Source organism: Peptoniphilus koenoeneniae (assembly GCF_030812875.1).
In the GTDB taxonomy this organism is placed as follows: Bacteria; Bacillota; Clostridia; order Tissierellales; family Peptoniphilaceae; genus Peptoniphilus_B; species Peptoniphilus_B koenoeneniae.
The window spans coordinates 58,314-64,517 of sequence record NZ_JAUSTN010000008.1; the positions used below are offsets into that span (position 1 = coordinate 58,314).

At 30.3% G+C, this 6,204-nt stretch carries 7 protein-coding genes and 1 rRNA gene; 3 read left to right on the forward strand and 5 right to left on the reverse strand.

The window, feature by feature from the left end; all coding sequences use genetic code 11:
* Nucleotides 1-121: 121 nt before the first annotated feature.
* Nucleotides 122-733, forward strand: coding sequence for a DUF47 domain-containing protein (locus J2S72_RS07875; protein WP_023056124.1), 612 nt, complete (start codon nucleotides 122-124; stop codon nucleotides 731-733).
* Here the strand turns inward: J2S72_RS07875 and J2S72_RS07880 are convergent.
* Both J2S72_RS07880 and J2S72_RS07885 read right to left on the reverse strand, forming a co-directional pair.
* Nucleotides 719-1,921, reverse strand: coding sequence for a sensor histidine kinase (locus J2S72_RS07880; RefSeq protein ID WP_307495293.1), 1,203 nt, complete (start codon nucleotides 1,919-1,921; stop codon nucleotides 719-721). The genes J2S72_RS07875 and J2S72_RS07880 overlap by 15 nt on opposite strands.
* Nucleotides 1,922-1,923: 2 nt before the next feature.
* Nucleotides 1,924-2,613 carry a response regulator transcription factor gene (locus tag J2S72_RS07885; RefSeq protein WP_023056126.1) on the reverse strand — a complete coding sequence of 230 codons (690 nt, stop codon included), beginning with the start codon at nucleotides 2,611-2,613 and terminating at the stop codon, nucleotides 1,924-1,926.
* Nucleotides 2,614-2,668: 55 nt separating this feature from the next.
* Here J2S72_RS07885 and J2S72_RS07890 point away from each other — a divergent pair, with 55 nt between their 5' ends.
* Complete coding sequence (locus J2S72_RS07890; RefSeq protein ID WP_023056133.1) at nucleotides 2,669-3,589, forward strand: YihY/virulence factor BrkB family protein; 921 nt, start codon at nucleotides 2,669-2,671, stop codon at nucleotides 3,587-3,589.
* A 57-nt stretch (nucleotides 3,590-3,646) separates the two neighbouring features.
* A complete protein-coding gene (locus J2S72_RS07895) occupies nucleotides 3,647-4,726 on the forward strand; it encodes a polysaccharide deacetylase family protein (protein ID WP_307495294.1) in 1,080 nt (359 codons plus the stop codon).
* A gap of 47 nt (nucleotides 4,727-4,773) precedes the next feature.
* Here J2S72_RS07895 and J2S72_RS07900 read toward each other — a convergent pair whose 3' ends face one another.
* The 3 genes from J2S72_RS07900 to rrf all read right to left on the reverse strand — a co-directional run.
* Nucleotides 4,774-5,427 carry an L-fuculose-phosphate aldolase gene (locus tag J2S72_RS07900; RefSeq protein WP_023056132.1) on the reverse strand — a complete coding sequence of 218 codons (654 nt, stop codon included), beginning with the start codon at nucleotides 5,425-5,427 and terminating at the stop codon, nucleotides 4,774-4,776.
* 92 nt (nucleotides 5,428-5,519) lie between these two features.
* Entirely contained in the window at nucleotides 5,520-5,951 is a 432-nt protein-coding gene (gene rpiB / locus J2S72_RS07905) for a ribose 5-phosphate isomerase B (RefSeq protein ID WP_307495295.1), read from the reverse strand.
* Between the two features lie 156 nt (nucleotides 5,952-6,107).
* Nucleotides 6,108-6,204 (reverse strand): 5S ribosomal RNA (gene rrf, locus J2S72_RS07910); the annotation flags it as partial.

A 6,204-nucleotide genomic window follows, 5' to 3' on the forward strand; every position in this document is an offset into this window, starting at 1 on the left:
TATAATTAAATAATATCTTAAATGAAAAGTTTTTTAAAGCATTGTGTAAACTTTTATAAAGGTATTTTATATAATATTGTAAAAGTATCTTTCTTATGTTATTTTTTACTTGGAGGTCTTTATGGCTAATAAAATTTTTTATGAAATGTTAAGTGAGCTTTCAAAATATACAGTTAGGGCATCGGATATGCTGAGAAGAACCTTTTATGAATTTAATTACGATGATATGAGATTTATAATGATGGAAATTCATGAAATAGAAAATGAAGCTGATGCTATAAATCATAATTTACAAAAGGCTCTTGAAAAACAATATATAATTCCTATGAGAAGGGAAGATATCGCCCTTTTAGGTCAAACGACTGATGCTGTTGTAGATTCTATTGAAGATGTTATAAGAAGTTTTTATATGTATGACATAAAAAAAACCATTCCACAAGTGGAAGGTTTTATAGATATAATTGAAAATTCCTGCAAGGAAATTTTTAATATTATGTCCAATATGAAAAATCCAAAATCTTTTAAAAGTCTGGAAAAATCCATTGAACTTATAAGATCCTATGAAGATCAGGCTGATGGGCTTTATATAAGGGCAAACAAAGAACTTTTTGACCTTAATAATCCTGATGAGCTTATTAAGTGGGAAGAGTTGATTTTCAGGCTGGAAAAATGTTGTGATACTTGTAAAAATGTGGCTGATACTGTAAATAACATCTTTTTAAGATACAACTGATCCTTCAATGGGAAGGGAAATAAAGGTTTGAAAATAGTCCCCATCTATTACCAGTTCAAATTTTCCTCCCAAAATCTCTACTAAATTTTTACTTATATAAAGACCTAAGCCTGAGCCTTCTTTTGCTCTTGATCTGTCTACTTTTACAAGTTCTTTCATAAGTTCCTCTGCTGATATATTTAATTTTTCTGCAGAGGTATTTTTTATGGAAAAATAAATATTATTTTCATCTGTTGTTGTTTTGGAATAGATTCTTGTCCCCTTTAAGGAATATTTGTAGGCGTTTGACAGAAGATTTTGAATAACTCTTGAAACTAAATTGCCGTCTGAATAAATAAATATATTTTCCTTATCGGAGTCATATATAAAATCCAAGTTGTTTTTTTCAAACAAGCTTATAAAATCTCCATAAGTTTGGTTTACAAGTTCGTTAAATTCTATAATTTCCTTTTCAACTTTTATATTTTTGGCGTTGGTCCTTGCTGCGTAAATTAGGTCTATTATCCTGGATTTAAGTCTTCTTGAATTTCTGCCCAAAATGTTTATATATTCTTTTGCTTCTTCATCTAAGGTCTTCTTTTTTTCTAAAAGGTCTGCATAATTTATTATGGAAGTTAGGGGAGTTTTTAAATCGTGAGATATATTTGTTATAAGCTCCACTTTCATCATTTCATTTTCCATTTTTTCCTGTATCATTTGGTTTATATCTAAGGAAATATTATCCAGCATTTTTAAATTTTTAACTGTTTTTTGAGTGGCAAAATTTTCATCTATTTCTATTTTTTCAAAACTTGCCGTCTTTTTTATAGCATCTGACAAAATTATATATTGGGAAACTTGCCTTTCTATTTCAAGACAAAGTCTTAAAAGTAAAAATACTATAAAATAAATTTTCGTTCTTGTAACTAGGGCTGATAAAATCAATATGAGGGAAAGGATATTAAAGACAAAAGACAACATATAATAGGGGCTTTGTCTTCTTCTTACATATAAATTTAAGGTCCACAGGGAATTTAAAAAATTTTTTTTATAAATTTTTATAAGGACAATTAAAAGGAATAGGCCTAGTGCCAAAATATGTCCTATATCTATAAATATAAAGTCTAAAATTATAAGAAGATTTAAAAGGACAAATTCCATTTTTATGTCTTTAAGAATTTTTATAAGTTTTTTTTCTGAGTTTTCCATTTTTATCCTTCAATTTTGTATCCCATTCCGTAAACTGATTTTATTAAATCGGGTTTGTGGGGATTTATTTCTATTTTATCCCTCAAGTGGGAAATGTGAACGCTTATTATCTTTTTTACATCATGGGCTTCTTCTTCCCATACATATTTATAAATTTCATTGGAAGAAAATACCCTGCCCTTATTTTGTACTAAATAAAGTAAAATTTTATATTCATAGGGAGTTAAAGAAACTTCTTCTCCGTCTACAGTTACGACTTTTGCAGAATCGAAAATTTTTACCCTTCCTATAGAATACTCGTCTTTTGCTATGTTTGCCGATCCAAGGCTTGTATATCTTCTTAAAACGGAATTTACCCTGGCAACAAGTTCTATGGCATTAAAGGGTTTTGTTATATAGTCATCAGCTCCTATGTTAAGACCTATAATCTTATCTGTTATTTCCGCTTTTGCTGAGAGGATTATAATTGGGATGTTTTTATTTTCTCTAATTTTTAAAATGGCTGTTGTTCCGTCCATTTCCGGCATCATTAAATCCATTATTACAAGATGAATGTCTTCTTCTTCCATAATCTTCAAAGCTTCTTTTCCGTTATAAGCTTTAAAAACTCTGTAGCCTTCAGCTTTAAAATATATTTCAATAGCATGTACTATGTCTTTTTCGTCATCACAAACTAAAATATTAAAAATCATTTTTCACCTCTTAAATATTTTCTCCTTTTTATTATATAATATATGTGAGGTACTTATGAACAAGCTAAGTGATTTTTTATATAAAAAAAGAAATAATAATTTTTTTATTTTTATTGATAAACTTTTTTATAGGATTGTTAAGGGGAATATTTTGGCTATGGCAGGCTCTCTGTCATTTTTTTCTTTAATTTCAATTTTTCCTTTTGTCTTTGCTCTTCTTAGCCTTATAGGTTCTATAAAGATTTTAGATTATGATCCGGTTTATAGTGCAATAGGTCTTTTGCCAAAAGAAATCGGAAGGATTGTTTACAATTTTATACAGATGCTAGAGGAAAATTCTTCTGGTGGTTTTCTTTCCCTTTCACTTTTTCTTGGTCTTTGGTCCGCATCAAGTGGCATAAAGCAAATTTTGTGGAACGTTAATAAATCTTACGGAACTGATGATAATAGAAATTATTTTTTAGTAAGGCTTATGGCTATGTTTTTTACTGTTTGCCTTATGATTATGGTTTTTATTTTGACTTTTACTCAAATTATAGGAGAAACCTTTATTTTAGATATTTTTAAGTTTTTTAAAATAAATTGGGATTACAGTTACCTTTTCAGCAACTTAGTGAAAAATTCCCTTCCTCTTATTTATATCTTTATAATTTTTATTGTTCTTTATTATTTTGGAATTAATCCCTACACAAGAAGTCTTGTAAAGATTAAAAATGTAATGCCTGGAGCTTTATTTACTTCCATTTCTCTTATTTTCATTACTTTTTTATTTGGAAGATATTTAAATACTTTTGCATCCTATTCCGTTACTTATGGGTCTCTTGGCAGTCTTCTTGCTTTTTTTATCTGGACCTATTTAATGAGTATTATTATTTTAATAGGGTCTGAGATAAATGGAGTTTTCTTTTCCATGAAGAATTTTAAAAGTCAAAATTTATGGCCAAGGCATGATTCTTTTATGAAGAAATTTTTATAAATTTTTTTGTGTAAATTTTTATAGGTTAAATATGTTATACTTATTTAGGTGATTAATTTGAAAGACAATACTAATTTCAAAAATATGAATAAAGAAAATATTTCTAATGATGATTTAGATAAAAGAAGGAATGAAAGAAGAAAAAGAGCAAGGATAAGAAAACAAAAACTTCGCAGAAGATTTTATTTTATTTGCGGAATTGTTTTTATTTTATTGATTTTACTTATGAAATCTTGTTCAAGAAAAAAAGTTGAACCTATAAAGGTTCCCGAGGACAGGGGTCTTGCTTCCTGGTATCTTATGCAAATTTTGCGGGAAGAAAAAGGACAATATGACCATTCTTCATATATACCTAAAAAACCCTATGAGTTTGCTTTTATGGCTCAAGATGCCGCTACAGGCATGTTAAAAGTCATTTCAAAAGATTCTTCTCATATTACTCAGGCTGATTCTTACGCTTATCCTGCAGAAGAAATCAGAGATTATATTCGTGGAGAAAAAGACTATGCTGGAAAAGATAAACTTGTTTTTCTAACTTTTGATGATGGTCCTAACAACACTATTACGCCTGGCATCTTAGATATTTTAAAAAGAAATCAGGTTCACGGAACTTTCTTTGTTGTAGGTAAAGCCGTAACAGAAAATCATGAAGATGTTTTAAGAAAAACTATTCTAAACGGAAATTCTATAGCTATTCATTCTTTTAGCCATGACTATTCCACTTTATATCCAGGAAGAACTGCTGATGCTCAAACTATTGTTGATGAAGCTGTTCTAACTCAAAAAAGACTTAAAAAAATATTTGGTGATGACTTTACAGCTCATGTTTTTAGATACCCTGGAGGACACATGTCTTGGGCTGGTATTAACGCTTCAGATGCTGCTTTAAAGGATAGAGGCATAACTTGGATCGATTGGAATGCTCTTACAGGTGATGCTGAACCGTTCAGAGTGCGTCCTAAAGATGAAAATGAACAAGTCCAATACCTTGACACCTCTTTGAACCAAAACAAGCATACAGAGGTTGCTGTGGTCTTAATGCACGATGCCTCTACTAAGCCCTTAACCCTTAAAAGTTTACCTTTAGTTATTAATTATTTTAAGGAAAGAGATTATAAGTTTTGTATTTTAAAATAAGTTTTTAAATAAAAAGCCCCTAAAGTTCTATCTTCAGGGGTCTTTTTTTAATCTCTTTTCTTTTGTCCGTAAGTTTTAAATTTTTCCAATACTTCGTCCATTTTTTCGTCTTCTATAATTTGAGGTTTTCCTGCACTTAAAGAAATTACATGAATTTTGCAAAGTTGTTCTAAAGTCATGGCAAGGTTAAAGGCTGATTCTATATCTTTTCCCCATGTTAATTGACCATGGTTTGCTTGAAGACAGGCTCTTCTTTGTCCCATTGCTTCCATTGATGCTTGGGCCAGTTCTTTAGTGCCGAAAGTTTCATATCTTGAACATTTTACAACTTTATCTCCTGCATCGGCTATTATATAATTTGATGCTGGAAGATCCATTCTAAGAGTTGAAAGCACTGTTGCATAGGTGGAATGGCAATGAACTGTGGCTCCTGCTTGAGGGTGATTTAAATAAACATAGCGATGCATTTCATGTTCACTGGAAGGCTTTTTTTCTCCTTCTATTATTTTTCCATCCAAATCCATTATTACTATATCTTCCACTTTTGTTTTAAAATAATCTATTCCGCTGGGGCTTATGGCAAAATATCCCAGTTCCTTATTAAAAATGGAAATATTTCCTCCGGTTCCTGTGGTTAAACCGTCAGTTATTAATTTTTTTCCAAATTCTACTATTTTTTCTCTTTCTTCAATCATTAACATAATTTTACCTCTTTTTTTATTTTTCTATTTTAATTTAAGATATGAAATTTTTTAAGCTAAGGATAAAAATAAAAAGAACATTTCTATTCCTTTTATTCTTCTTCTATTTTTTTTACCCTTGCTTCGTGGCGGCCGCCTTCAAATTGACTGTTAAAAAATTCATCAACTATCATTTTTGCAAGGTCTGTTCCAACTATTCTTCCACCCATGGCTATTATATTTGCATTATTATGTCTTACGCTCATTCTTGCAGAGTAGGGTTCTGAGCAAACACAACATCTTATTCCCTTAACTTTATTTGCACTTATAGAAATTCCTATTCCAGAACCACAAACAAGGACTCCTTTTTCAACTTCTCCTTCTACAAGTGCGTGAGCAACTTTTTTCCCATAATCAGGGTAGTCAACTCTCTGTTCACTATATGTACCGTAGTCAATACATTCATGTCCCTTTTCTTCCAAATATTTTTTTAATTCTTCTTTTAAAGCAAAGCCTGCGTGATCTGCACCAAAACCAATTTTCATTTAACTTCTCCTTTTATTTTAATAAAAATTAAACACATTTATTTAATAATACCATAAATAATAGAATAATTTTCTATAAGAAACCTAAAAAAATAGAGAGCCGATGCTTAACATACAGCTCTCTATAATTATAATTGCTTGATTAATAAATAATCAAACCGGCAATAACCTACTCTCCCAGGCCGTTACCAGCCAAGTACCATCGGCGCATGAAGGCTTAACTTCTGTGTTCGGTATGGGTACAGGTGGATCC